This is a genomic window from Staphylococcus sp. EG-SA-2 (assembly GCF_017152085.1).
In genome coordinates, this window is sequence record NZ_JACYHC010001122.1 from 1 (window position 1) to 702 (window position 702).

Here is a 702-nt window from a genome sequence, read left to right on the forward strand (position 1 = left end):
GAAACGAATGTTCAATTGTTACAACCAAACTGGGAAATTAAAGTGAAGCATGACGGTAAGGACAAAACGAATACTTACTATGTCGAAGCGACAAATAATAACCCTAAAATTATTAATCATTAATATGAATCGTAATAAGCTAGCATTGCAAGCTCATCATATGTGAGAAGCGGTGCTAGCTTTTTGCTGGTACGGTTTATTATGGCTGACGTTTCTGTGTCTCCAACGTGCGCATTTATTCATATTTTAAGTAGTACCGCATTGTAAAATTAGTGTAACTGTTATTTTAAAAACTTTAGTATTTGTCTAATCATTGTTATAATAATTAGGACATTCATTGCACGTGATTATCAAAATTTAATTATAAGAGACCGGTCGATGAACTAAAGTTACATAATAGGAAAGGTATACAAAACAGCTAATATACTGATAGTTTCTGTAGGGAAAATCGTATATTTGCACTGATGTATATTGCAGTCATATAGAGAGATTGACTGTTTAAAGAGAAAGGATGAGCCGCTTGATACGCATGAGTGTATTAGCAAGTGGTAGTACAGGTAACGCCACTTTTGTAGAAAATGAAAAAGGTAGTCTATTAGTTGATGTTGGTTTGACTGGCAAGAAAATGGAAGAATTGTTTAGTCAAATTGACCGTAATATTCAAGATTTAAATGGTATTTTAGTAACCCATGAACATATTGA

At 32.9% G+C, this 702-nt stretch carries 1 protein-coding gene and 1 pseudogene; both read left to right on the forward strand.

The genetic code is table 11. From position 1 onward, the window contains the following. Positions 1 to 123, forward strand: a pseudogene (locus IDG60_RS22980) (two-component system regulatory protein YycI); the annotation flags it as partial. 388 nt (positions 124 to 511) lie between these two features. Further along, a partial coding sequence (locus IDG60_RS18600) for an MBL fold metallo-hydrolase (protein ID WP_206161046.1) occupies positions 512 to 702 on the forward strand: 191 nt, incomplete at its 3' end.